Source organism: Oceanobacillus massiliensis str. N'diop (assembly GCF_000285495.1).
Lineage (GTDB): Bacteria > Bacillota > Bacilli > Bacillales > Amphibacillaceae > Oceanobacillus > Oceanobacillus massiliensis.
In genome coordinates, this window is record NZ_HE610979.1 from 117,817 (window position 1) to 140,699 (window position 22,883).

General features: G+C 33.5%; 26 protein-coding genes and 1 pseudogene. 3 read left to right on the forward strand and 24 right to left on the reverse strand.

The annotated features are described in order from the left end of the window. Positions 1-197 precede the first annotated feature (197 nt). The 6 genes from OMHG_RS14170 to OMHG_RS14190 form a co-directional block, all read right to left on the reverse strand. The gene (locus tag OMHG_RS14170) at positions 198-545 is read right to left on the reverse strand and encodes a PadR family transcriptional regulator (protein ID WP_044476997.1); all 348 of its coding nucleotides are present in this window, start codon (positions 543-545) and stop codon (positions 198-200) included. Between the two features lie 696 nt (positions 546-1,241). Beyond that, the gene (locus OMHG_RS14175) at positions 1,242-1,958 is read right to left on the reverse strand and encodes a hypothetical protein (RefSeq protein ID WP_010651551.1); all 717 of its coding nucleotides are present in this window, start codon (positions 1,956-1,958) and stop codon (positions 1,242-1,244) included. A 262-nt stretch (positions 1,959-2,220) separates the two neighbouring features. Next, a complete protein-coding gene (locus OMHG_RS14180) occupies positions 2,221-3,069 on the reverse strand; it encodes a VOC family protein (protein ID WP_010651552.1) in 849 nt (282 codons plus the stop codon). Between the two features lie 38 nt (positions 3,070-3,107). Then, complete coding sequence (locus OMHG_RS18030; RefSeq protein WP_010651553.1) at positions 3,108-3,260, reverse strand: hypothetical protein; 153 nt, start codon at positions 3,258-3,260, stop codon at positions 3,108-3,110. A 139-nt stretch (positions 3,261-3,399) separates the two neighbouring features. Then, a complete protein-coding gene (locus tag OMHG_RS14185; protein WP_044476998.1) occupies positions 3,400-3,969 on the reverse strand; it encodes a GNAT family N-acetyltransferase in 570 nt (189 codons plus the stop codon). Between the two features lie 299 nt (positions 3,970-4,268). Continuing rightward, the gene (locus tag OMHG_RS14190) at positions 4,269-4,517 is read right to left on the reverse strand and encodes a hypothetical protein (RefSeq protein ID WP_010651555.1); all 249 of its coding nucleotides are present in this window, start codon (positions 4,515-4,517) and stop codon (positions 4,269-4,271) included. Between the two features lie 156 nt (positions 4,518-4,673). Here OMHG_RS14190 and OMHG_RS14195 point away from each other — a divergent pair, with 156 nt between their 5' ends. After that, on the forward strand, positions 4,674-4,961 hold the full coding sequence (locus OMHG_RS14195; protein WP_473965374.1) for an EamA family transporter: 288 nt from the start codon (positions 4,674-4,676) through the stop codon (positions 4,959-4,961). Positions 4,962-5,029: 68 nt separating this feature from the next. Here OMHG_RS14195 and OMHG_RS14200 read toward each other — a convergent pair whose 3' ends face one another. The 7 genes from OMHG_RS14200 to OMHG_RS14225 all read right to left on the reverse strand — a co-directional run bounded on the left by OMHG_RS14200 (position 5,030) and on the right by OMHG_RS14225 (position 8,834). Continuing rightward, positions 5,030-5,671 (reverse strand): YesK family protein, encoded by a 642-nt coding sequence (locus OMHG_RS14200; RefSeq protein WP_010651556.1) that lies wholly within the window; start codon positions 5,669-5,671, stop codon positions 5,030-5,032. A 19-nt stretch (positions 5,672-5,690) separates the two neighbouring features. Then, positions 5,691-6,182 carry a hypothetical protein gene (locus tag OMHG_RS14205; protein ID WP_010651557.1) on the reverse strand — a complete coding sequence of 164 codons (492 nt, stop codon included), beginning with the start codon at positions 6,180-6,182 and terminating at the stop codon, positions 5,691-5,693. Between the two features lie 4 nt (positions 6,183-6,186). Further along, positions 6,187-6,678 (reverse strand): RNA polymerase sigma factor, encoded by a 492-nt coding sequence (locus OMHG_RS14210; protein WP_010651558.1) that lies wholly within the window; start codon positions 6,676-6,678, stop codon positions 6,187-6,189. A 546-nt stretch (positions 6,679-7,224) separates the two neighbouring features. After that, positions 7,225-7,818: a kinase gene (locus tag OMHG_RS14215; protein ID WP_010651559.1), complete on the reverse strand. Its 594-nt coding sequence runs from the start codon at positions 7,816-7,818 to the stop codon at positions 7,225-7,227. A gap of 164 nt (positions 7,819-7,982) precedes the next feature. Next, positions 7,983-8,330 (reverse strand): hypothetical protein, encoded by a 348-nt coding sequence (locus tag OMHG_RS14220; protein WP_010651560.1) that lies wholly within the window; start codon positions 8,328-8,330, stop codon positions 7,983-7,985. A 46-nt stretch (positions 8,331-8,376) separates the two neighbouring features. After that, a complete protein-coding gene (locus OMHG_RS19350) occupies positions 8,377-8,547 on the reverse strand; it encodes a hypothetical protein (RefSeq protein WP_473965375.1) in 171 nt (56 codons plus the stop codon). 50 nt (positions 8,548-8,597) lie between these two features. Beyond that, positions 8,598-8,834 carry a YrvL family regulatory protein gene (locus tag OMHG_RS14225; RefSeq protein ID WP_010651561.1) on the reverse strand — a complete coding sequence of 79 codons (237 nt, stop codon included), beginning with the start codon at positions 8,832-8,834 and terminating at the stop codon, positions 8,598-8,600. A 244-nt stretch (positions 8,835-9,078) separates the two neighbouring features. Here OMHG_RS14225 and OMHG_RS14230 point away from each other — a divergent pair. Next, positions 9,079-9,866: pseudogene (locus OMHG_RS14230) on the forward strand (tyrosine-type recombinase/integrase). Between the two features lie 204 nt (positions 9,867-10,070). Here OMHG_RS14230 and OMHG_RS14235 read toward each other — a convergent pair. The 11 genes from OMHG_RS14235 to OMHG_RS14285 form a co-directional block, all read right to left on the reverse strand. Next, on the reverse strand, positions 10,071-10,631 hold the full coding sequence (locus tag OMHG_RS14235; protein WP_010651563.1) for a GNAT family N-acetyltransferase: 561 nt from the start codon (positions 10,629-10,631) through the stop codon (positions 10,071-10,073). A gap of 143 nt (positions 10,632-10,774) precedes the next feature. Beyond that, positions 10,775-11,308, reverse strand: coding sequence for a 2'-5' RNA ligase family protein (locus OMHG_RS14240; RefSeq protein WP_010651564.1), 534 nt, complete (start codon positions 11,306-11,308; stop codon positions 10,775-10,777). Positions 11,309-11,449: 141 nt separating this feature from the next. Beyond that, a complete protein-coding gene (locus OMHG_RS14245; RefSeq protein ID WP_010651565.1) occupies positions 11,450-11,848 on the reverse strand; it encodes a VOC family protein in 399 nt (132 codons plus the stop codon). 1,213 nt (positions 11,849-13,061) lie between these two features. Next, positions 13,062-14,195 carry an MFS transporter gene (locus tag OMHG_RS14250; protein WP_010651566.1) on the reverse strand — a complete coding sequence of 378 codons (1,134 nt, stop codon included), beginning with the start codon at positions 14,193-14,195 and terminating at the stop codon, positions 13,062-13,064. Positions 14,196-14,286: 91 nt separating this feature from the next. Next, complete coding sequence (locus tag OMHG_RS14255; RefSeq protein ID WP_010651567.1) at positions 14,287-14,841, reverse strand: TetR/AcrR family transcriptional regulator; 555 nt, start codon at positions 14,839-14,841, stop codon at positions 14,287-14,289. 740 nt (positions 14,842-15,581) lie between these two features. After that, on the reverse strand, positions 15,582-16,535 hold the full coding sequence (locus OMHG_RS14260) for an SDR family NAD(P)-dependent oxidoreductase (RefSeq protein ID WP_010651568.1): 954 nt from the start codon (positions 16,533-16,535) through the stop codon (positions 15,582-15,584). Positions 16,536-16,632: 97 nt separating this feature from the next. Then, on the reverse strand, positions 16,633-17,241 hold the full coding sequence (locus tag OMHG_RS14265) for a TetR/AcrR family transcriptional regulator (RefSeq protein ID WP_010651569.1): 609 nt from the start codon (positions 17,239-17,241) through the stop codon (positions 16,633-16,635). Positions 17,242-17,551: 310 nt separating this feature from the next. Further along, the gene (locus tag OMHG_RS17560; protein ID WP_010651570.1) at positions 17,552-17,734 is read right to left on the reverse strand and encodes a hypothetical protein; all 183 of its coding nucleotides are present in this window, start codon (positions 17,732-17,734) and stop codon (positions 17,552-17,554) included. 564 nt (positions 17,735-18,298) lie between these two features. Further along, positions 18,299-20,161 carry a hypothetical protein gene (locus tag OMHG_RS14275; RefSeq protein WP_010651571.1) on the reverse strand — a complete coding sequence of 621 codons (1,863 nt, stop codon included), beginning with the start codon at positions 20,159-20,161 and terminating at the stop codon, positions 18,299-18,301. 125 nt (positions 20,162-20,286) lie between these two features. Next, complete coding sequence (locus OMHG_RS14280; protein WP_010651572.1) at positions 20,287-21,687, reverse strand: hypothetical protein; 1,401 nt, start codon at positions 21,685-21,687, stop codon at positions 20,287-20,289. 112 nt (positions 21,688-21,799) lie between these two features. Beyond that, complete coding sequence (locus OMHG_RS14285) at positions 21,800-22,135, reverse strand: hypothetical protein (RefSeq protein WP_390621686.1); 336 nt, start codon at positions 22,133-22,135, stop codon at positions 21,800-21,802. Positions 22,136-22,627: 492 nt separating this feature from the next. On the opposite strand from OMHG_RS14285, the gene OMHG_RS14290 reads away from it, so the two are divergent. Further along, positions 22,628-22,883, forward strand: a 256-nt coding sequence (locus OMHG_RS14290) for an AAA family ATPase (RefSeq protein WP_010651574.1), incomplete at its 3' end; no start/stop codon positions are given.

The following is a 22,883-nucleotide window of genomic DNA, read 5'->3' on the forward strand; positions in this document are numbered from 1 at the left end:
TCATTCAAATATTAAATCTGAAGAATTTCAATACGTGAAATACAATTCAGTTTCCCTTCAAGAAGTTAGAAATCGTGTGGACATATTTATGAATCACTATAACATGGAACGTATTCAAGAAAAATTAGGCTACCAATCTCCTCTAGAATTTCGAGGAATGGCAGCCTAAGAAGGTGTTTTAATATTGTCTCAAATCGCTATGTCAGTCTACTTCTCCTCCTAATTTCTTTAGTTTTGAGCTCGTTCATTTTGCCCGAAATAAATCCCCATTTTTCCCAGAATAGTTCAAGTTGCTTTTGACCTGCTGCATTCAATGTGTAAAATTTTCTTGGCGGTCCCACAGTGGATCTTTTTTTTTCGATTTCCACCAAGTTGTTCTTCTCAAGTCTCATGGTAATGGTATAAACTGTGCCTTCAACCACATCAGTGAAGCCAAGTTCTCGCAGATGTTGTGTGATTTCATAGCCGTACGTTTCACCTCGACTGATGATCTCAAGTACACAACCTTCGAGCACCCCTTTCAGCATTTCTGTAATATTTTCCAAATTCATCACCCATTTATATTTCATCGTATTTTTCAGTACTCTGTATTACATGTATTCAGTATTACTTATTACCAGTATAAAGTAACACTTATTAGACTGGAATGTCAAGCACAAATTTCTATTTGTAAAAAACATCATATTCCGGGATATATATGGGCAATTAATGAATTGAATAGCAAGAAGCCTGATGGGATACCGGTCTTAAAGCATTAGGAATCTAAGAAGGAGAAGTCGTATGGATTCTGTCGTTGGTCTGGACCTAGTTATATGGAGAAGCAACCTCAATTATTTTTAGATAAAGGAGTGCCTTATCGTAGAAGCTTTAGTGTTTTATATAAATTAATGAATTGGAAGGTTTTTTCTGGATAAAACGTCTATTGAGCGTTTATTGGTGTATTGAGAAGAGCGATACTCTATTCACTTAATTGATTAAAGGGAATAAAGCATTCGATTAATGGCTACCAAATGAGGGCGAGGAAGCGTTGGGCATACATACAGAGCGAGGGATGTCAGGTACAAGGAATATTTACGTACTACATCCAATCAATAGCCTGGTGAATGGGAGTGGAAGTTCCTTAGGGCCCCCACTCTCACCTACGGCATATATCAGGTTTTTTTCATTTCGGGATTTCTATGTTGTACTAAAGCTCCTGTTTATAGAGCAAGTATTCAATACGTACTAGGAATTTATCTCTTTTAAACGGTCATATCAGATGATAAAAACTTAGACCGTTGTTGTTGATGCTTATCAAGCATAATCTGTTCTGGCTTGATCCCCTGCTCATGCAGTACTTCAATGTTCTGCATAAGGAATTCGTCGCTGCCGACAACATAGAAGAGTCCATCCTTGTCTGCAGCAAGATTCTTAACTTCTTCATAGTAGTCTTTACGGTTATCGACGAACTGTGATGTGAACTTCTTGTCTGTTGCGGACTCAAAAATATTAGTGAATAAGAAATCATTTGATGAATCGACATTCAGAGAATGAATTTGATTGACGTTGTCAGCACGTTCGAAATAATCAAGTACAAGCGGCCTGAAAGTTGCTAGCCCGACACCTGATGACAACAGATAAATGTTTTTGTCTTCTCTTTTAAGCGGTACATTCGAATGGGTTTTAAAAATGGCAACTTCATTTCCGACTTCCATATCTCTTAAAATCGTTTTAAACTCAGAGCACTGCTCTCGGATACGTGTTGTAATACCAATTGAATTTTCGTGAGGTAGGGTGGAGATTGACATATGGCGAATCAGGCTACGGTTTGGTTTATCTCCAGCATTAAAACCTTCCAGTGCAAGGTGAATATGGGAACCTTCTTCCCATGTGTAGTCTTCCGGACAGTCGAGCAGATACGTTTTTACCTCAGGTGTTTCTTCAATAATCTTATTTATTTTAGTCCAGTATATTTTCATTACGTATCCTCCTTACCCAATTATAAGTATCGTCATTATCTAATATACAATAAATGATAACAATTCTCAATTAAACGGATTGGTTACTTCAGATAATTTATGCAATTTATCTTATGAATTAAAATATATGGATAAAGAGGAAGAATTAATGGAATCTGGGACTTCCCACAGCAATTATCCTTGCGTCGAGAGAGGGATGGCCCTTATCTGCGAGTGAATATAATTCCTGCGTTAATGCTATTGTAAATCTATCCCCCCCTCTTTAAACAACTAATTCAATTCTATTTCCGGACGGATCATAAGTAACTAGTCTCCCATTTTTTTCTTTTACGGATGCTCCAATCTTCTTCAAATTATTAATTGTTTCTTTGATTGCATCTGTATTTGGCAAAACCAGTTTAAAAGATTCCATACCAACACTATTCTCCGGTGGCGTTGGCGCCCCCACCCCATTCCACGTGTTTACTCCTATATGATGATGGTATTTTCCTGTTGCAAGGAATAAAGCCTGTGCTCCAAAGCGATTCACCACATCAAACCCAAGGCCTTTGACATAGAATTCTTCTGTCTTATCCAATTCGGAAACATGCAAATGGATGTGCCCCATACATGTATCTTCTGGCACTTTCCATGATTCATCCGGTACATGATGTTTAAGTAATCCATCAAAATCCAAAGGGTCGACTGCCATGGTTACTTCTTCCCCATTCCAGTTCCATTCAGAGGGATCACGATCAATATAAATTTCAAGCTCGTTTCCATCCGGGTCATGTAAATATAGAGCTTCACTTACAAGATGATCTGCTGATCCAAAATGGACCCCTCTTTTTGATAGATGGACAACAAAATTAGCCAGATCTTTTTTCTCAGGCAAAAGCAGGGCAAAATGATATAAACCAGTCGTTCTTCCCTGTTTCGGAATGACATTGTCAGGTTGTTCAAGAGATAAAATATTCGTCTTTCCATCTGTGGTTAGTTTTGCTGTCCGAGATGTCTGTTCTAATATATGTAATCCAATTATTTCTTGATAGTATTGTAAAGATCGTTCTAGATTCTCTACCTTTATGTTAACATGACTAACAAATGTGTTTGGTTTGTTGTGAAAACCCATACTATTCCTCCTTAGGTTTAAAACTACTTTGAGAAAAATCAAGCAGGTATATGAATATCTATGTCTTGTGCTTCCCAATTCTTTCTTGTAACAACCTCTAAACCTACCGACCCCATTAACATTGGGATAATTTCAATATCATTTAGTTTTTTTGCTATTTTAATAAACTCATTAAACTTGTGATTATCCATTTGCCCCTCCAGTCTTTTTTCCTAATTTCACCGTACTAACCTAATTCGTTAACATACAAACCGAAAAATTAAATTAAAATTTTAATCATAAAAGAGGCAAGCAAATTCAATCATTCTATATCACTATTTCATCTTTAGCTCAATAAGCATTTTTTCTGTTTATCCAATTTTCTCTTGTTAATTTCATATTAATAGAATCTATCCATTCCCCTTCATATTCTAGGTCGTTTTTATCAATTCCATATATTACAAATCCAACCTTTTCATAAACATATTTGGCTCTTGGATTGAAGTCAAACACGCTTAAGGTCAGCTGGTTAAGTGTCGTATTTTTAAATACATAATCAATTATTAGTTTAGTTGCTTCCGTTCCTAATCCTCGATCTCTTCCCCTTGGTCCAATAAGTATTCTGAAATTCATGCTATGATTTTTTTCATCGTATAAATTGATTACGACTTCTCCCACTAAGAATCCCTGAGATTTATCAACAATAGCAAGATCCAAGCGATCAGTTTGTTTATTTCTAGTTGCATACCAGTTGAGAATTAATTCCCTATCAAAATCCGGACTGCTTCCTGTCAGTTTTATAATTTCAGTATCCTTTAAGCATTCCTCTATAAAAGGAAAGTCTTCATCCTTAAAAGGTCTTAGAACAACTTTCTCCCCTTTTATTTTTGGCTTATTACTTAAATCCACGACTGCACTCACACTCCTTTAACTCAATGAAATCTTAGTTGAAGAATATATGCTCCAAATAAACCATCCCCATAAATGATAACCAAACAGCACAAGGTATCGCTAAACTCTTTAATGAATGTAACCAATTAAATTCATGGTTATTTTTGATATTTATCAATTAGATCAGCCTTTAATTGAACGCTTAATAACTTCCGCCACACTACTAACATAATATTCCAAAAATAAACTAAGTTTTTTAGTCATAAATAAAGGTAATCCCAATTGGTTTACCTTCTTTAAGTATTGCACCTGTTAGCACAATAAGAAAACTATGCCATTAGATAATCAAAAATAATACCAAAAAGGATTATTCCAACACCAATCGTAAAATGAACCTTTTTTTCATTCACTTTTGTATTCTCTAAGATAGTAAAAATGATACCTATTAAACCAATAAAAATAGCACTCCTAAAGAAATAAGAAGTATTCACAAGAAACAGATTCGGAAACTTTTGAACAAGTCCCGATATAATTCCGATTACACCCAATAACAGAGGAATTTTTAATTTCCAATACATTTACTCACCCACTTTTATCATATTCTTAATTTTACCACTTTCTTTTTATAATCCTTCTTGTGCTTATTCCTCATTTCAATTACCATTTTTGCCATTTTGGCTAAAATTTATCTGTCATCTGGAGGTACAGGAGGTCTGTTTAATCCTGAGTATTCATTGACTGGAATAGGTTATATAGTTATCTCTTCACTATTTACTGGTTTTATTGGAACACTTCTTTTATATAAGGCATTTGAGCATTTACGTTTCTCCATAGCTAATGTAACCAGGGCATTCAGTCCATTATTGCTTGCTGTTATATCTTTCCCGTTTTTTCCAATAGAGATAACCATTCAGAATACGTTAGGTGCAATAATCTTAATAATTTCAATTCTTTTGTTATCTTTTGGAAATGGAAATGAAGATAAATCTCACAATACAAACAATGAGGTTTCAAATCCTTAAATGCTTTTCTCCAAACAGGAAAGAACCGGGATTTATAAGGTTTAAAATTGAACTCTTTCACTTCTTTCTTATTCCCTTACTGATTCAAAGACAACACCGTCTGTTGTTTGAACTTTTAAGGGATCTTTTATTTCATCCAAACCTATCCTAATATAAGGAAATTTATCCTCGTTACCACCATCAACAATTTTTACTGTGATTTCAGTTGGTCCCCATTTACTTACCTTTTCAACCTCAATGTCTTTACCAAAGTATTTTTCGCCTAATATTAGAGATACTTGCTTTTTCCCTTCAGAAATAGTGGAAATTTCATAATAGTTTCCTTCCCCTTCTACATAGTTGGTTTCAATTATCCAATAGCCTTGTTCAAAGTAAATGCTTAACCCTATCGTTGCAAAAAACAATATTGGCAAAGTAAACAGAATCAATTTATCTTTTTTTCCGAACTGCCTTGCCCCCTTCGATCGAGTTAACAAAGGCAAAAGGAGGGTTCCAACGATACTGGCAATCAGAAAACCAACTCCTAAAAGCCCATACCCCATCCCTTCAAACCCACGAATTACAATAACACCATACGCTGTAACTGCGATAAAGAAAAAGAAGGTAATGATTGGTGCCATATAATACTTACCATTCTTTTTGGATGCAGTAAAAGTAAACAGAAACACAATTGACCCCAAGAACAAACCACCCAATATAATATTGATCATGTCGGCACCTCCAGTGTATTTATAAAAGAAATTGCAAAATATTGCCAAACAATAGAACGATGACTACATCTGCTGCTAACGAAATCCATAACCATCTTTTGCTGAAGAAAGTAAAAGTGAATACGAGCAAAAAGACTGCTGCGGGTAAGTAGAATAGGAAAACCCCTGCCTGAAATGAAGCAATGATCATTTCACGAGATGATTCCAAAGCAATGTAGTGAAAACTAGAGTAAAAGATATAAAACAGGATAATTACCCTTACTGCAATTAGTAACAGTTTTAAACCGGTATTAAACTGCGCTAATTTCTTTAGGGGTTTTATCTCAACGCCCTTCGAGTATTCAGGCTCAGGAAAATTGTTGTCAAAATCAAACACATTAGAATATAAACTTTTACACGCATCGCAGTCTTCAATATGGTCTAATACAATTTGTTTAGGTTTTATATCCAATTCATCTATAATTGGTATTAACTCCTGAGATAGCAGGTGTATTTTCTTATATTCATCCATTTGATCATCCCTTTTTAATCATTTGTTTTCGCATTCTAAAAACCCTTGATTTCAATGTTGGAATCGGTAGATTTAGTAGTTCACCAATTTCCTGATAATTATATCCGTAGTATTCTTTAGCAAGAATAATAGCCTTATCAGTAGTGGACAACGTACCTAGAATGGTCTCTAAATGATTTTTAATCACTATATTTGCTTCAGGTGTATGGCTATCGATCAATAGCGTCTCTATGAGATTGCCATCTTTGAGCAACTCAGGTTTCTTTTTTTTGTAATGATCGAGAAGTGTATTTTTTGCACCTTTGACCAACCAGCTTTTCATATAGTTAACTTTAAGCACACTTGTTGGGTTAACCAGTATTTTTGAAAATAGTTCCTGAATAACATCATCAGCAATTTCATCACTTTTTGTTAACCCCATTAAAAAGTTTCTTAAATAGGCATAATGCTCATTATATATTTCCTCTATTATTTCTAATGGATTGATTTTTGACATAATAAAGACTCCCCATATCATCTCCCGCATAAGAGAGACGACTAACTTCCAATAAAGTTGCATTTATTTTTATCTACATGAACATTCAGACCATAAATACAGTATCTTTTAATACTTTGAAGGCATTGAGAAGCTCAAAAAATCCTATTGCACTCACAAAACTTATTGTGGGATTTTTACAAAGCAATTCTTTCATTCGTCTAGTTTGGCTCGTCCTTAGAAGACTAACTTCATCTCAATAGTAGCATAATGTTCGAAAAGTAATATCCAAAGAAAAAAGACGATCGTTTGATGATCGCCTTTTGTGGAGAAAGTGCCAATATCTTTTCAATTTCTACCTCATTGGGTTTTCTTATGTTCATTTATCAACTCAGCCCTTCCCGCATGCATTCATGTAGCCTTAATTATCAATTCTCTTTCCATTATATCCGTTTTTTGTTCTTATAAATGGATTGAAATCCTGCTAATACAGAGCATCGCGAGTAAATCGAAACGATCAGAGGAAGTTTAATTATGTCTCTTCACCAGCATTTACGCATACTATATTTAGTTCTGAATAACTAAATCCGCTTGTTCGATTGGTGAAACTGTTTCCATATAATAATCTTCTGCCTTCCAGTATCTCTTTTCAAACTTCTCAATTTTATTTTGTGTCTCAACACTTTCGCGATTGAATCTCTCTTTTCGTACACAATCCAGAAAAATCATATAATCGAAGTAATTTCTCCACTCTTTTCTTTGTAAAAACACTCCTTCAACTATGATTAAACACGTATCAGGTATTTTGACCGTATGTAATTTTTGCAAATCTAAACTATTGTCATAAGTTAATAATTGTAGTTCATTAGATTCTTTAAGCTTTTTGAATAAATTATCTTTAAGCCATTCTACATCCCATTGCAATTTGTAATACTCATACCATTCTTCATTTCCAGTTTTATAACGTCTATATCTCTCTACGATGTAGTCATCTATATGAAAGACACAAGACAAAATATTCTTTTCTTGAATATGCCGTTCTATTTCTCTTACTATTGTTGTTTTACCAGAACGACTTAACCCATCTACTCCGATAACAACCCTTTGTCCAGGTTCAACTTTTGGAATAATTTTCAATAAATTTTTTATTTTAACTCCCAAGCCCTTTCCCGCCTTTATTATATCTATCCAACTTAGTGTAGCCTATCCAAATGTACCAACCTTTTTGCCATAGGTACCGACTTTTTACAGAGGGAAAAGGAATTTAACAGGGAGATATCTTATTTAATTAAGGGTGCTTTAGGACAATAATGAATTCTGTGTTTCTATGACTTAATCAAAAAGAAAATTGCGACTGCAATAAGCATTGGTGTTAACATACTTTTAACTTTATTTTTCCTCCACATATCCACCGTAATTGTAATCCCTGATATAATCATTAAGAAAATCCCAAGTAACTTAATGATATTTAGTGTCAGTAGATTACCAAAAGAAGCGAAAAAATAACCTATTAAAAGTAAGCCGAAAGTGAAAATAAAATGTGGCGATCTAAAATCTTTCTTTGCAGAGTTTCTATCATCTGTATCCATTTTTAAATAAGTTCTAACAACCATAAAAGTTGGTATTCCCCACATAATAAGGAAAGTAACCAATGAATCAGTATCTATATTCAAATACAGCCCCCCTACCTAACTCATTCTTCAACTTCATGCCATCCGTTTAAGATTCACTCTTATTTTCTTTATCTTCAAATACCATTTCAAATGAAGTCAGTAATATCGTAACTATCAACCCTGTTTTCAAGGTGAGTGTAATACCACCCATAAATATATCCACTATAAAAAGACATAACCAATTTGATAGACTTTGAATACTAAACTGGATTAGCAAAGTTTCAAAATTTCCCTGTAATCTTTCCTGTAATCAGTTCAGAAATTGGTTTAGAAAACAGTTCGACAATAGAAGCGAGAACAAAAAAAACTGACAACAAAAATAATCAATGACCAAACAGAAGTGTATTGAATACCAAGCAATTCAAAAATACCCGCCATCCCTAACAGGTAAATCCCTATAATAAAACCTAATACCACGGCTATAAAAAGTGTTACTCCCACAACTGTTCCTATTTTTTGTTTCAAATTCTTTTCACGAAATGAATCACCATTATGTTCAGACATATAAATACAAATCCTTATTAGATACTGAGACGATAATAATCACTACCTATTATTTTGTCACTACACCTTACATACGAAATGGAAGAAGGAAAGTTTCACTATTGAATTAACCTGCTTCGTTAGTACAATAACATAGTTTAATTATAACAATAAATTCCATTCAATTCATCCGAATTATTTTAATAATTATTTTATTCATTTACCTGGAAATGATATTTATAATAATTTTCGGGAGTGAGCAGTTATGTTATTATCAGAAGCGGCAAAGAGTTATGAGGCAGATAAGAGAATTGAAGGTTTTTCAGCACAAACTTTAAATGCTTATAGGCTGCAAGCAAAGCTACTTATTGATTACTTTGGAAATATCGATATTAGTAAGATAACAACTCTACTACTGAAGGAATATTTAGCTGAATCAAGTAATAGTTTAAAGCCTTCAAGTTTGTCACATCGTATTAGATTTTTACGTTCCCTATTTCGGTGGTTACACGAGGAAGGTATCATGGAATTAAATCCTGCTAGTAAAATAAAAGAACCGCGAGTTGGTAAGCGGATTCCGAAATTCCTTACTGAAAGGGAAATCGAATATTTAAGTGATGCTTGCTTTTCTCCAATGGAAAAAGCCTTATTTGAATTTATGTTTTCTACTGGTTGTCGTATAGAAGAAATTGTTACTCTGGATCGAAATAGTATAAATAGGGGAAGTCAATCTGCCATCTTTCGTTGTAAGGGAGATAAGGAACGAGAAGTGTACTTTAATATCCGATGTGATATTTGGCTAAAAAAATATCTAGATACTAGACACGATAACGATCCAGCGATATTTGTCACAGAACGCTCTCCACATAGAATGAGCATTGCTCAGATGAGGTATATCATTAAACGCATTTCTAAACGAGCAGGAATAAAAAAACGATTCACCCTCACCAATTATGGCACAGTTACGCAACGCACTTGTTAAATAATGGTACCCCTTTAGAAGTTATTCAAAGCCTATTAGGCCACGAAAAAAGTGAAACTACAAGGATTTAATCATATTATAATGTGTTTTTCAATATCTTCTTATTCAACTTAACTACCCCGTTAACTAAATAACCTCTGCCATAATACTAACATAATATTCCTAAAATAATATTAGAGAATTAACCATAAGAAAAAGGCGATCAATCTAATGATCACCTCTTTCACTATAGCACCCTTTACTTTAAGTATATAACTTCACAATATTTACATTGATTAAACTTTTGCATAAATGCAAGTATCAGTTAGTTTACTACCATCTGCTGATACATCCTCATTTTTTAAAATCCCTTCTAACTTAAACCCTAACCTTTCAGGTATAGACCGACTCTTCAAGTTTGTTGATTCACATCTAATTTCTATTCTCTTAAAATTTATATGATTAAACCCAAACTCATATAATGCTTTTACAGCCTCTAACATATATCCCTTGCCACTACACTTTGAGTTAATCCAATAACCAATATGACATTTTTGAATATCCCAGTTTATATCTTCAAAACTTGTTACTCCAATAAAATCTTTAGTGTCTTTGTGGAAAATAAGGAAACGAAAACTATGTCTTTTCAAGAAGTTAGTATATGCTTCTCTTAAATTTACTTCTGTTTCTTCAACGGTGGGAATTGTTTGTGCAAATGGCAACCAATTCTTTAGTTCATTAAAAGAATCTTTTATTGCTTCATTAACAATGATACCGTCTCCTGATTGCATGGATGCTCGTAATAATAGTCTTTCTGTCTCTAATTGTAATGGAATATCTAATAATATTGGATTCACCACAATTCCCCTTTTTTACAAAGTATTTCCTCTCTTAATGGCTCAAAAAAATAAGTTGCATTTCCACTTATTTTGGCAATCTCTATGTATCAGGGAGTTTTATGCCTTGTTCCAGATAAGCCACCCGATAGTTGAAGAAGACATTATTTACTCAAAGGAATATCCAAATATTTTACATATTTTAGAGGTTCAACCTCTTGATAAATTCTTATAAAATTCACTTCAATAGTTGGATACGGACTAAGTTCTTCTTCTGCTAACTTTGCCATTTCTTGTAGTTCTTGTTTTGATAATCCAAAGGAGGTTTTCCCCAAAGTCATATGTGGTGTAAAGTCATCAAGTTCAAAATACTTTTTAATTAAGTCGTCAGAGGGGGATATTTTTTCAACTGCATTCAAGTGGAGTTTATACAATTCTTTTGATGTTGCACTTAGATAAAGAATATCCTCACCAAAAAAGATTGGCTTATTAACTGTAATAGTAAATGGCGAGAAATTATTGCAGATTTCTTTCACCTTAATAATCCACTCTTTATCTGGAATTAAGCCCCCTTGTGCCTTTAGCGTAATGTGTGGTTCAACAACATCTGTAATCCAGTGGTTTTTCCATTTTTGCTGAAATCCGATTATTTTCTTTTTGTACTCATCTGAAGGGACAACTCCAATAAAATATTGCAAGATAAATCCCCCTTAATTGAAATCTTTAATGTTAACTTACTACTTTTTTTGATTATTTTCCTTCTTAAACTATCCTGCTGCGTTAGTTTAACAATATATGCTTTTTATTATTGGTATGAACAGGATATTAAGTTCTTCATATTATTTAGGTAGATTTAGTTGCCAAGAAACTCCAAAACGGTCATTTAGCCAGCCAAATTTCTTACTGAATCCATAATCTCCTAGTGGCATAAGAGCTTGTCCACCTTCGTTCAGTTTCTGATAAATATTGTCAAGTTCTTCTTCGGTATTACAAGTAACAAATATTGAGAACGAAGGTGTGAAGGAAAACTGATGTATTACATTACTGTCAATGCACATAAATTCTTGACCTTTTAAGGTGAAAGTAGCCTGCATGACAGTTCCTTCATCCCCACTTTCATTTGCACCATATCGAACAATATTTGTAATTGCTGAATCCTCAATCAGAGATGTGTAAAAAGTCATTGCTTCTTCTGCTTTGCCATCTTGAAACATTAAAAATGGTGTGACCATTTCCATTATAAATCTACTCCTTTTATTATCTATTTTCTAAATTATAATTCAACTTGTATTATAAATCTATTCTCTTACTAACCTGCCAAGTTAGTGTAAGTACAATATTTCACAATGTACTTCTTATCTTTCTCAATATTACTATATATTCCCAACATTCTAAACCAAAATTGAAAACAGTTTCTCGTTTTCGTCCGGTATATAGCCCCTCGATATCCCTTCCCTTGGAAAGAGACTCTCCCATATGTTGAAGACACTCCTCCACCCCTATTTAATGTAATCTCTCTTTTAAGTTGTTCTTGCTTTGAAAACAACACCTTCGTTCGACAGATTTAAGTGAAAGCATCTTTTAAGATCGACAAAAATTTTATGCTAGCATACTATAGTAACAATAAAATGAGCTTGTCCAATTAACAACAAGACATCCCATATTATTTTTGGTTCGGCTCGCCTTATTTCGTATCCAATAATCCAAGCACTCAAGAGTACCCATATTCCATCACCAAATACCATATAAATTAAAGGAAAAATGATTAACATAGTAGTGACTAAATTTGTTCCACAATGCTATTGTAAATATAAACCCTGCCGTTTAATTCATTTGTATTGTAAACTTTTTCAACTAATTTCACCATTTGCCTCATAGTAGGGGTCAATGTCTACTTTATGTTTTTCAATGACTCCTTCTTTCAAAATCCCAAGTTCTGAAGGCTTAGCTCTTCCTGGATTTAATAACAAGAAGCTCCCAATCGACCTTTTTCTACGGAACCCCCATTTTTGATGTTTTTCCCTTCAAAAATACGCACTTTCTTCCCTCTATTACGCCTGTTTTTTCACCTTTTTTTCGGAGTTATAAAAAACATTTGTGATATTGGAATGAAGAAAAAGTCGATAAAATAATGACAGGACAAGGGTTTGGGCATGAAAAGACCTCGAATTCGCAAAAGTATTTTTTAACGAAATCAGGGTAGGACTAGCAAATGTTTATTTTGACTAGCAGATTTATTTTTTAGTTAGACATAGTAGATAGAAGGGTTTTAGAATTTATAACAAGGATATTTCTGAAACTTATTATAACCTCCCTTTTTTCAATCTAAATAGTCCTCCTTAAATAAAGAAGCTGTCACTATATTTAATCCCTGTATCACGACGAAAAGAATCTAACTCCACATGAAGCCATAAGAAATTTATTCACTATTAACTAATACACCCTATAAAATCACGATACCTCTGTGTTTTTGTGTTTGAATACTAAAGCTACATAACCCATTATAGAAGCTCCTGTAAATAGAGCATGATACCCCGTTAAATCTGCGATTACCCCGGAGATAATGGACCCTATTGCTTGACCAAGTGCTAGTATTAAGAAAGGTATACCTAGGCCAAATGATGGGTTTGATTTAAACACGGAAATCCCCCATACGATTAAAACACCTGTCATAAAAATATACGAACTACCAAAAAGGGCTGGTGATAGCCACCCTATTATACTATAATCTGCAAATGTCCCTAATAGGAGAGACGAGGTTGAAAGCGCTAATACAGAAATCCTGTATGCAGGCATTAAACCATATTTATTTACAAATACACCGGCAGTTCCCCCTAATAACCCTGCTATTCCAATAATCACCCAGAGCCACTCTCCGAGGTATAAAGGAACATTCTCTATCTGAAACATAAAGTCTCTTGAAAATGTCCAATAGGCTGAGCATGATATTCCTAACAATAAAGAAGCCAGAATTAACGGTGTAGCTCTTCTCACCTCTTCTTTCGAGAAACCAACTATTACGTTTTCTTTTAAAGGTTGATTCTTTGGCAGTACTTTGTAATTACCAATTAATACAAATATAGCAATAACCATAAAAATAAAATACGTTTCTCTCCAACTACCTGTCATTAAGATGGCAACTGCACCAGTAACTGCTGTGCCAATACTCGTACCAGAGTTAATCCAAGAATTAGTTTGATTCTGTAATCTTGTTTCTACATTTAAGTCAACAATATTAGCGTATGGTGGGGATGAGAAACCTGTACTTAATCCTGCTAAAAATATACCTAGACCAAGTACGATCGGACTAAACGAGATTGAAATAATCCCCAAACCAATTATCGATGATAATCCAGCTATGACAAGTATAGACTTTGAGGAAATCTTATTAGAAAATACCATTGCTAATACGATTGCAATACAGTAAGCGATGTATGACAGAGACGAAATGACACCGCTAGTGGACTGTGTCATATTCATCGTTTCATTAATATATGGAAGCATTAAACCATAACTAAATCGAGATAAACCATACGTCACAGCAATCATTGGTAAACCAACAACAATCAATTTCTTTTCATACATTTAGACCACCCTTTCCATATATAACGTTCATTATAATAGATGAGTAAAAAAATAGGGAACAATGTTCGACATTTGTTTCCCTCTCACTATTTCATTTTCCAGCATCATATATACCTTTTATTAAATCATTTGCAGCTTCCTTTACTTCATCTATTGTCTGGATTTGGGCTATTGATGTTAATCCCTCTAGAATAATAAGTAATTGGACACCAAGTGATCTAGGAATTTGAAATAGATCTATATCATTTTCAATCCTGCTTAGCAGTGTTTTTTTATGCTCCCTACTTAGCGAAGCAATTTCCTCATTTACACCTTCGTACTCCTGCTTTGCTCTTAAGAATAAGCATCCATTAAAACTATCCGATTCTATCCAATCTAAGTGTGTCTTTATTAGAGAATTTATATATGAATTAATTCCGTCTTCCCTTTTAACGTTATCTTCTATCAATTGCAGATATTGATGTTCTCTTCGCACTAATATTTCTTTGATTAGATCTTCTTTTGAGTTGAAATGGTAGTACATAGTCATTGGTGCCACTCCGGCTTGTTCCAATATAGATTTCACACCAATTGCATGAAAACCGTGCTGATAAAATAGTTTTTCTGCCGTATTCAAAATGGATTCTCTTTTTTGTGACTTTTTCATATGACAACCCCTTTATATTGAACGTTCATTATAAAAATTAACATAAAATGTCTCTTATTGCAAGAAACTATAGTAATTAAAACAGCACATATAAATTCGATTCCACTTCCAGTACTTAAAACGGGACTTTCCTTTAAAAGCATGGTATTTTGAACAATAATAAGCTCCAATTATCTGATGATGTGTCCTCCAGTAGCTATCGCCTAATTTTTCTACATCTTCCTTATAACTTAATGGGCAATACTTTAAGTAACTAGGTTTTCGTACCTTACTTCCACCAAATCCTATTATTTTTTCGACGCTATTTTTTAAACCATACGACCCTTATTCCATCGTTTTATAAATTAGATTTGCTTTCTCATTTGATAGAAATGATGTATAAAAAGGGATTAAAGTATAGTTCTCAATAATTACACTAGTTGTTACTTTTGAAGTTTGCGGTAAGGATTTAGTAAATGAATCAATATATTGTGGAAAATAAGAGGAAGATACTAAAACGTATCTTCCAAACATATCTTCTATTAGTGCCCTTTTACTTACTATTCCACACTTTCTTTGATACTGTGCAATCACAGAATAAAAGAGTTTATTTTAATATAGCTGCGGAAGAAAATTAATCATGTCCTCTCCACCTCTATCCATTTTAAAACATCCTCAATATATCCGTTTTCTAAAAGTAGTTGATATGGAGTCCTTTCTTCCATTAATCCCTTCTGAAACATCCTCTTCTATTATATTATCTAAACATTCTCATTTAAACCAAGAAAATTGGAACTCCAGCTCCATAGCTTTTTAGCACGACCAATGTCATAAGATTCCTTTGAAGATGGAATTTCTTTTGGTCCATCAAAGTATTGTCCACTACTTGAAAAACGCTGATTCAATAGTAAATTTGCAAGATCAGTTCCAGATTGTTGCGTGCTCCGTATACTGGAACGAAAGAAACGCATTAGTGGTAGTACATTATTCCACATGAATTTAAGTACAGGATTGTAATCTCTAGATAAACTAGAGCCCCTTCCAGGCATCATTCCTGGATTAAATGCTTTTACAGTAATTAATCGATTGGCTTTTTCAATACGTCGAGCTAGTTTGTAGCTAAAATAGAGATTACATAGCTTCGAGGTTGTATAACGTGTTTGCCCCCTACTAAGAGATGAAAGATTTGCTAATGATTCATCCGATTTTTGTGGATTAGCCATAATACTGGGGTCGAGATAAATTGGTGCAGGCATACCTGTTTTCATAAGTGGATCATGGGTATCACTGCTTACAACAACAATAGAGCCATGATCTTGAATCTGGTTAAGTAATAATCGTACAAGTAAAAAATGACCAAGATGATTAACTCCAAATGTCGCTTCTATTCCATCAACAGTAGCTTGAGTTCCTTGTACAAATTGAACACCTGCATTACAAATAATGGAATGCAAAGGTGGAAGACCAGCTTCATTGAATTGATGAACAAAATGATGTATGGATGAGAACGAGGCTAAATCCACTACCATTCCTGAGATATGTTGATTCCCTGTTGTTTGAATCAATTCTTGGGCAGCTTTATTTATCCTTTCTTTATTACGTGAAGCCAAAACTATGTGCCAATCGTTATTAGCTTTTGCAATCACTTTAGCACATTCATACCCTAATCCAGTATTCCCTCCAGTTATAATCACAGTCTTTTTTTCTTTACTCATAATTTTTTCCTCCTTATTAATCCTTATATAAAATACGATACAGTATCGTATCGTATTATGTCAATAAAATAACCTCGCATTACATGCAAGGTTAAAATTATTTTTCTTTTATCCCGTTCAAAATCATATCAATCCCAGCCCTTAAATGAGGTTCTAAATCTGTTGTAGAGGGCTTGAGTAAAAGTTGGTAAATAATAAAACCAATTAAAAATTCGGAAACTAGATCTAGTTTTACTTCTTTACGAATATTCTCTTCCTCAAGATATTTTTGAAGCAAATTTGAAATTTCCTTTGTTTTAGGCAGTGAATGGTTTTCCCAATACGATTCGGAAATCTGTGTATTACTTGATAATGTTGACATTAGTAGGGAGAGCATTTGTTTACCAAGCGGGTTATTCATTTGCTCCGTGAAGTTTCGTGAAAGTTCCAATAAGACATCATCTAACTTCCCATTTATCGAGATATCAAATTCTGGTTTCAACTGTTCCAGTGCAGCAAGAATTAACTCATCTTTATTTTTCCATCTCCGATAAATAGAACTCTTACCTACACCAGCTTTCATAGCAATAGTTTCCATACTAATTTTTTCAACACCAACTTCAGCAAGAAGAGTTAGTGTTGCATCAAGAATACGTTTATCAACATCAATACTTCTTGGTCTTCCCCGTTGGAATGTTTTTTCAGAATTTCCACTATTAGAATTCAATGGTACTTACCTTCTTTCGTAATGTATAATGACACATTATATCATAAGTTACTTATAGATACTTTCTTAGCATTATGAAAAATACGGAGATATTAAATGAGGTTTTTTATTCTATCTACTGAGTCTAACTAAAACATAATATTTATTAATACAACCAAGCTCTCCCATTTTTAACACTATTTATTTCTTAAAAATTTTAATGTATAAGATAAAAGAGCAGTAGGTTCATCTTTTTGAACTAGGTGTCCAGCATTGGGTATGGAAACCAATTGCGAGTTATTAATCTTCTCATGTAATTTATGCCACATCTTTATTGGTATCCAATTATCTTGTTCTCTCCAATAATTAAAACTGATTCATTTATATCCCCGTATAGAGGTTCTATTTCATCTGTAAAGATTTGGTTGGATTGAGCTGTTTGACGGTAAAAGGCAATTTGACCTTTGGACCCCACCCATAGAGTGAGAGTTCCTTTCAAAGTTTCTTGGCCCATCTCATGGTTTGTTGCTCCCTGAACATAAGCTGCAACAATAGCTTTACGAATCAGTATTGAACAAGCAAATATTTAGTTAAAATAATTGCCTTCTAAAATCCACCCCGCATTCCACCGTTGCCGTTAAAATAAAGTTTTGCTACGGAACCCCCATTTTGATGGATTTCCGGTTCAAAAATGACCGTTTTTTCGCTTGTTTTCCACTCGTTTTTTCACCTTTTTTTCGGAGTTATAAAAAACATTTGTGAAATAAGAAAAAACCGAGAAAAGAGAGAATTCAGGAATGACAAGGGTTCGGGCATGAAAAGACCCCGAAATCGAAAATGTTTATTTTTACGAAATCAGGGTCGTACTAGCAAATGTATTTTTTGACTAGCAAGATTATTTATTAATTAGACAATTTTCTTCTCTAGCCATGTAACCGCCTCGACGTGCGTGATAAATTATTTCTTATACTATATAGCAAAAGAAATTTGATTATTTAATCTTTTGGCGAAATCTATCCCCATGGGGTAGAATAAGTAACCCTTGCTAACAAGAGGTCAATCGCTCAAATTAACAAAATCACAAATCCAACGCTAGACCTTCCAGTTTCCTATTGACTTCTGCAATAATTGGTAATGCGTCTCTCTTATTATTAGCAATATACATTTGTATTGCTTTTACCCTGGATTTAAAGCTATTCTTTATCGTTATATGATTATTTGCATCTTTATCATAATCCGTTAAATAGTCAGAGACATATATCCAAAATTCTTGCGATGTCAGATACTCAAGTAATTTATTTCGCTCTTCAATCACTTCAGCATATTTATATGCTGGTTCATAATATGGATTGAATATCCAATATAGTTCTTGATATGGATCATTATAACCCACAAACTCTTTTCCTGATTCAATTACATTACCATTGAGTGAATTCAACAATCTTTCAAATACACGTTTTCCTTTTTCTTCCGTTTTAAATGTATGTTCTAACCAACGTAAAGTCTTTTGTACATACTTTATTGCATCACTTGTATCCGATTTATTTGAGATCAAATATATTACGTATTGCAAGTCAAATAAAAGTTCATAAGATGCAGTTTCTAATTCTTCTTGTTGAAAGCTAATTCTACCGTGAGCAATTTTATTTCTAATAATGTTATTGAAGTAAAATTTAAAATACATTGTTGCCTCTTCTAGATTGGCCATATTTTCATTCTTAGAAAATTTGCTTTTTAAATCATCTTTCTCAAACATATCAAATTGTCCATTTAGTCGCTTTTGTATATTAGCATCCAAAAACAAATCATAAAATATACCCTCGATTTGAATAACTACCAAATTAATAAAAAATATATATTCTTTATGCTCGAATGATTCTATGACTGCCTGCAAAACCTCTTTTCTTTTTTGAATGCTGTATAACTGTTTTACATTCTCTTTCAAATACTCTAGGACATTATATTCAGCTACATATCTTTTCAGCTCGTCCAAATATTTCATAGGATCACTACTCTTTAGCACTATCCAGCCATCACTATCTAAAATCAACTCTGATTTTTCCTTACAAAGCGCTAAAAGTTCATCTGTTTTATTGAAGTATGTACTACTTCTATGATTTTCATAATAAAATGTCTCAATATCATCATTAAATTTTCTCATTTTAATCATGAAAAACGGCTTATAAATTGATTGCGTAACATTGTCCCACGAGTCCAAAAATCTATCATAGTCTAAAAATATATTTTCTAGAGCTTTCATCGACCCTTCTTCTCTTGCTAATTTCAACCCAAATACTCTCAAATTATGGTCGAGTATTTCATCTGTTTGCTGCAATACTGTATCGTTAAAATATGATTCTATGTTACTCTTTGCATATTTAAGCATTTCTTTATATACATATGTTTCTTGGATTTCATCATAAAGTACTATATAATCATCTTCTATTTTTTTTAAATCTTTAAGAATGCTCTTGTTGGTTGCATTTCTAGAACACAATTTTTCTTGCTGCTTAATAAGTTCACCACTATTTTGAGGATTTTTTTTATCCGCTCGAATTAAATTGTCTATTGCACTAATATCTCTATCAATCCTTGACCTAAGCTCTAGATATTTTCTTTTAGTTCTTTCATAATTTTTTTTTGAAAATACATATTCATCTGCTGGAAATGACTTAAATCCCATTATTTTTTCACAGACAATAAGACATAGCTGATTATGAGTTGTCTCCTGTATTTCTTCCTTGCTATAGTGGATATACTTACAGATGATTTGCTTTAATATATCGTATTCGATACTCCCAAATCTATTCAACACCTCGGCAATTATAATATCACCAATTTTCTGATAATCTTTTGTTTCAAAAACTTCTAAATTATCTGCCGCGAATTCACCATTCTGTATGTATCTTAATACTTCAACAAATAATTCTTTACTCACCATTTTATACTTCATCCTTTTTTAAAAGTACTTTCGATTACTCACTCGGTATTCATGGTATTTTTCAATCAGCGAGTCCTTCTAATATTTCAATCACAAAGAATAATAGGTTTAAACAAGTAGCATTTTCACCACCAGCGATGTTCATTCTTCTTTAACGACTTCTGCTCTTCACTTTTCTCATACTCCCTACGCCCTAATAACTCATCCTTTCGTGCTACAATCGGATCAAACCAGTCAGCCTTCTTCTTAGCCCAATCAATCCACGCTGTGATATCAACATTAACAGCATTCTCGCAAGAAGCGTTTTCAACTGCATTGATATATGCTCTAATTCTACAAGCTTTCTCATAATCGAGTGCTTCATTTTCTAACGCAATTGTTCGTTTAACTTCTTCATTATATAAATTGCGTCGTTCTTCCTTTAACCTAGCCTCTTCCTCACGCATACGAGCTGCCTCTTCACGTGCTTCGCGCTCAATTCGTACCACTTCAGATTCTTCATATAACTCTATTAACATATATCCAATCCTGGATTCGTTCTTTGAATTATCTGTATCTCTGAAATATTTACCCTTACGAATACTTACTCTGAGTCTGCCATTGAAAACATAGTCATACTTACGAATCTTCGGTTCTGATGCCCAAGAATGACGACGTTTAGCATCTTCATAAACAATTAAAGCTTGTGCTTCTTGCTTTGTAATTTCATGTTTTATTTCATCTTGAGCCTCAAAAATATCAATGCTGACATGTTCATTTCTGATTTGAAGTGATAGGTCGTCATTGATAGAACCACCTAGACTTTCTACTTGACGAAATAGTGCATCAAGAATACTGAACACGCGTGGAAGAGATTCACTTGAAATAACTCCAGCTAGAAAAGGTGGGCGATTGGAAAAATTCTTGTAGCTCCTTTGCGACCCAGGGGTTTTTGTGTCTTTTTTTTTCCAGTCCTCGATCACAGCTTTGTATGCATTTATTTTTTTATGTAATTTTGAATTTTCACCTGGCACCTTCAATCCTACCGCTGCCAGTAATACTTTTCCTCTCTCTTCTTCTGATAAAAATGAAAGTGATTCTGATGACATAACACTTTGCTTAACCCCATCGAAAGTACTTGCCTCAATTATCTCAGTTGCTTCTATTGTCTCTGTCTCAGGTACTGGTAGACTAGTAGAAGCCTCTACCATAGACTGGCTTTCTAATATTTCATCTTTGTTCAGCACTTTTTGATCAATAGTATCTGTATAAGTTACACTACGTTGAATGCGCTTTATAGTTGAACTTAACGGCAGGACAACTTCCTCTAATAAAGAATCCGGTAATGGAGTTTTAATAACAGGTTTCCCAGATCTCAATTTTGTCCAGTATCCTGATGGTGGGATTGGAATGTCAGACTCTTTGCATAGCTTTATCAACTTGGCATATGGTACATTATATTTTTTTGCTACACCGGCCACGGAAATTTCCCATATCTCATTATATAGCTGTTGTCTTAGTAGAATTGTATTTTGTTCTTCAATCATAGCAATTCCTCCTCTCCTTCCTCTTTCGATTCATTTACCACTTCCTTGCTCGCCCGTATAGATTCCTCACCCCAAGAAAGCGAATACGCGAATTCAAACAATTTTATACTTCCTATTCCTCGTCTTCGCTTAATATAAAAAGCAGGTCTTTTTTCATTTCTTCAAATTGCGAAATAATGGTATCAAGATTCTTTTCAATGTTTTGCACTTGAACATTAGTTATCTTTCCATGCTTATAAGCTATAAGCCGCTCATCAATAATCTGATAACTCCAGCTCTCAGAAAACTTATCTTCATTTTTTATGGCAAATCCAATAGGTAGAAGATCATTCCTCATTCCAATACTAACAGCCATCGGTGATATTCCTAAATAATCTGCTGCTATTTTGCATGTTATTTTTGGGAACTGTCTTATTTCATCATCTGTATATTTACCCAAGTTTCTCACCTCCATGATCATAATAATGGTTAGAAAATTCACAATAGAAACTCATTTAGACGCAGCTTTTTATTCATTTTATTATCCATTAAAACCCAAGCTTCATTGTGCCAACTAACCATTTTCGATTTTTGCAAAGCGAAAATTAGTATCTCCTGTATATTCTTTTAACCATCTTCCAACTTAGTATGTTAAAGCATTCTTTTAAAAACTTACACTTTAAAAAAGTCTAATATGCACACCCAAATATACCACTCCTTATTCACTATCTATTATAAGGAGAAAAATGGTAGGGTAATAGCAAACAAAATAATAAATTACAATTATTAGGAGAAATCATCCTGCTGTAAATATAACAAAATAATTAAATTCATTGTAAGAAAGATAGTTATAAAAATGAAATTGTGTTAGTTAATAAGCTTAAGTCGAGATTATGGAGGTCAGTTTAATATGTTATAATAAGGCAATTATTTACAATAGATCTATTATGGAGGTTCTTGTATGAGTAGCATTAGAATAAATGGAATATCAATTAAAAATTATCGTTCATTTGGAGAAAAAAAAGATATTGTATTCCCTAAAGAAGACTATAAGAAACCTATTGCAATTGTAGGATACAACAATGCAGGTAAAACCAATTTACTTAATGCTATCCTATATGGAATTACGGAAAGATATGTTAACAAGAATACCTTTACTCGAGATGACTTCCATAATAGAGATTTTAATAATGTACCAAGTATTATTACAGGTATAG

Excerpts from the sequence above, each read along its gene's own strand:
- OMHG_RS14175 (WP_010651551.1), bottom strand. The coding sequence starts at position 1,958 with ATGAAAATATACTGGACTAAAATAAATAAGATTATTGAAGAAACACCT.
- OMHG_RS14180 (WP_010651552.1), bottom strand. The coding sequence starts at position 3,069 with ATGGGTTTTCACAACAAACCAAACACATTTGTTAGTCATGTTAACATA.
- OMHG_RS18030 (WP_010651553.1), bottom strand. The coding sequence starts at position 3,260 with ATGGATAATCACAAGTTTAATGAGTTTATTAAAATAGCAAAAAAACTA.
- OMHG_RS14190 (WP_010651555.1), bottom strand. The coding sequence starts at position 4,517 with ATGTATTGGAAATTAAAAATTCCTCTGTTATTGGGTGTAATCGGAATT.
- OMHG_RS14200 (WP_010651556.1), bottom strand. The coding sequence starts at position 5,671 with ATGATCAATATTATATTGGGTGGTTTGTTCTTGGGGTCAATTGTGTTT.
- OMHG_RS14205 (WP_010651557.1), bottom strand. The coding sequence starts at position 6,182 with ATGGATGAATATAAGAAAATACACCTGCTATCTCAGGAGTTAATACCA.
- OMHG_RS14210 (WP_010651558.1), bottom strand. The coding sequence starts at position 6,678 with ATGTCAAAAATCAATCCATTAGAAATAATAGAGGAAATATATAATGAG.
- OMHG_RS14225 (WP_010651561.1), bottom strand. The coding sequence starts at position 8,834 with ATGTCTGAACATAATGGTGATTCATTTCGTGAAAAGAATTTGAAACAA.
- OMHG_RS14245 (WP_010651565.1), bottom strand. The coding sequence starts at position 11,848 with ATGGAAATGGTCACACCATTTTTAATGTTTCAAGATGGCAAAGCAGAA.
- OMHG_RS14250 (WP_010651566.1), bottom strand. The coding sequence starts at position 14,195 with ATGTATGAAAAGAAATTGATTGTTGTTGGTTTACCAATGATTGCTGTG.
- OMHG_RS14255 (WP_010651567.1), bottom strand. The coding sequence starts at position 14,841 with ATGAAAAAGTCACAAAAAAGAGAATCCATTTTGAATACGGCAGAAAAA.
- OMHG_RS14260 (WP_010651568.1), bottom strand. The coding sequence starts at position 16,535 with ATGAGTAAAGAAAAAAAGACTGTGATTATAACTGGAGGGAATACTGGA.
- OMHG_RS17560 (WP_010651570.1), bottom strand. The coding sequence starts at position 17,734 with ATGGGCCAAGAAACTTTGAAAGGAACTCTCACTCTATGGGTGGGGTCC.
- OMHG_RS14275 (WP_010651571.1), bottom strand. The coding sequence starts at position 20,161 with ATGGTGAGTAAAGAATTATTTGTTGAAGTATTAAGATACATACAGAAT.
- OMHG_RS14280 (WP_010651572.1), bottom strand. The coding sequence starts at position 21,687 with ATGATTGAAGAACAAAATACAATTCTACTAAGACAACAGCTATATAAT.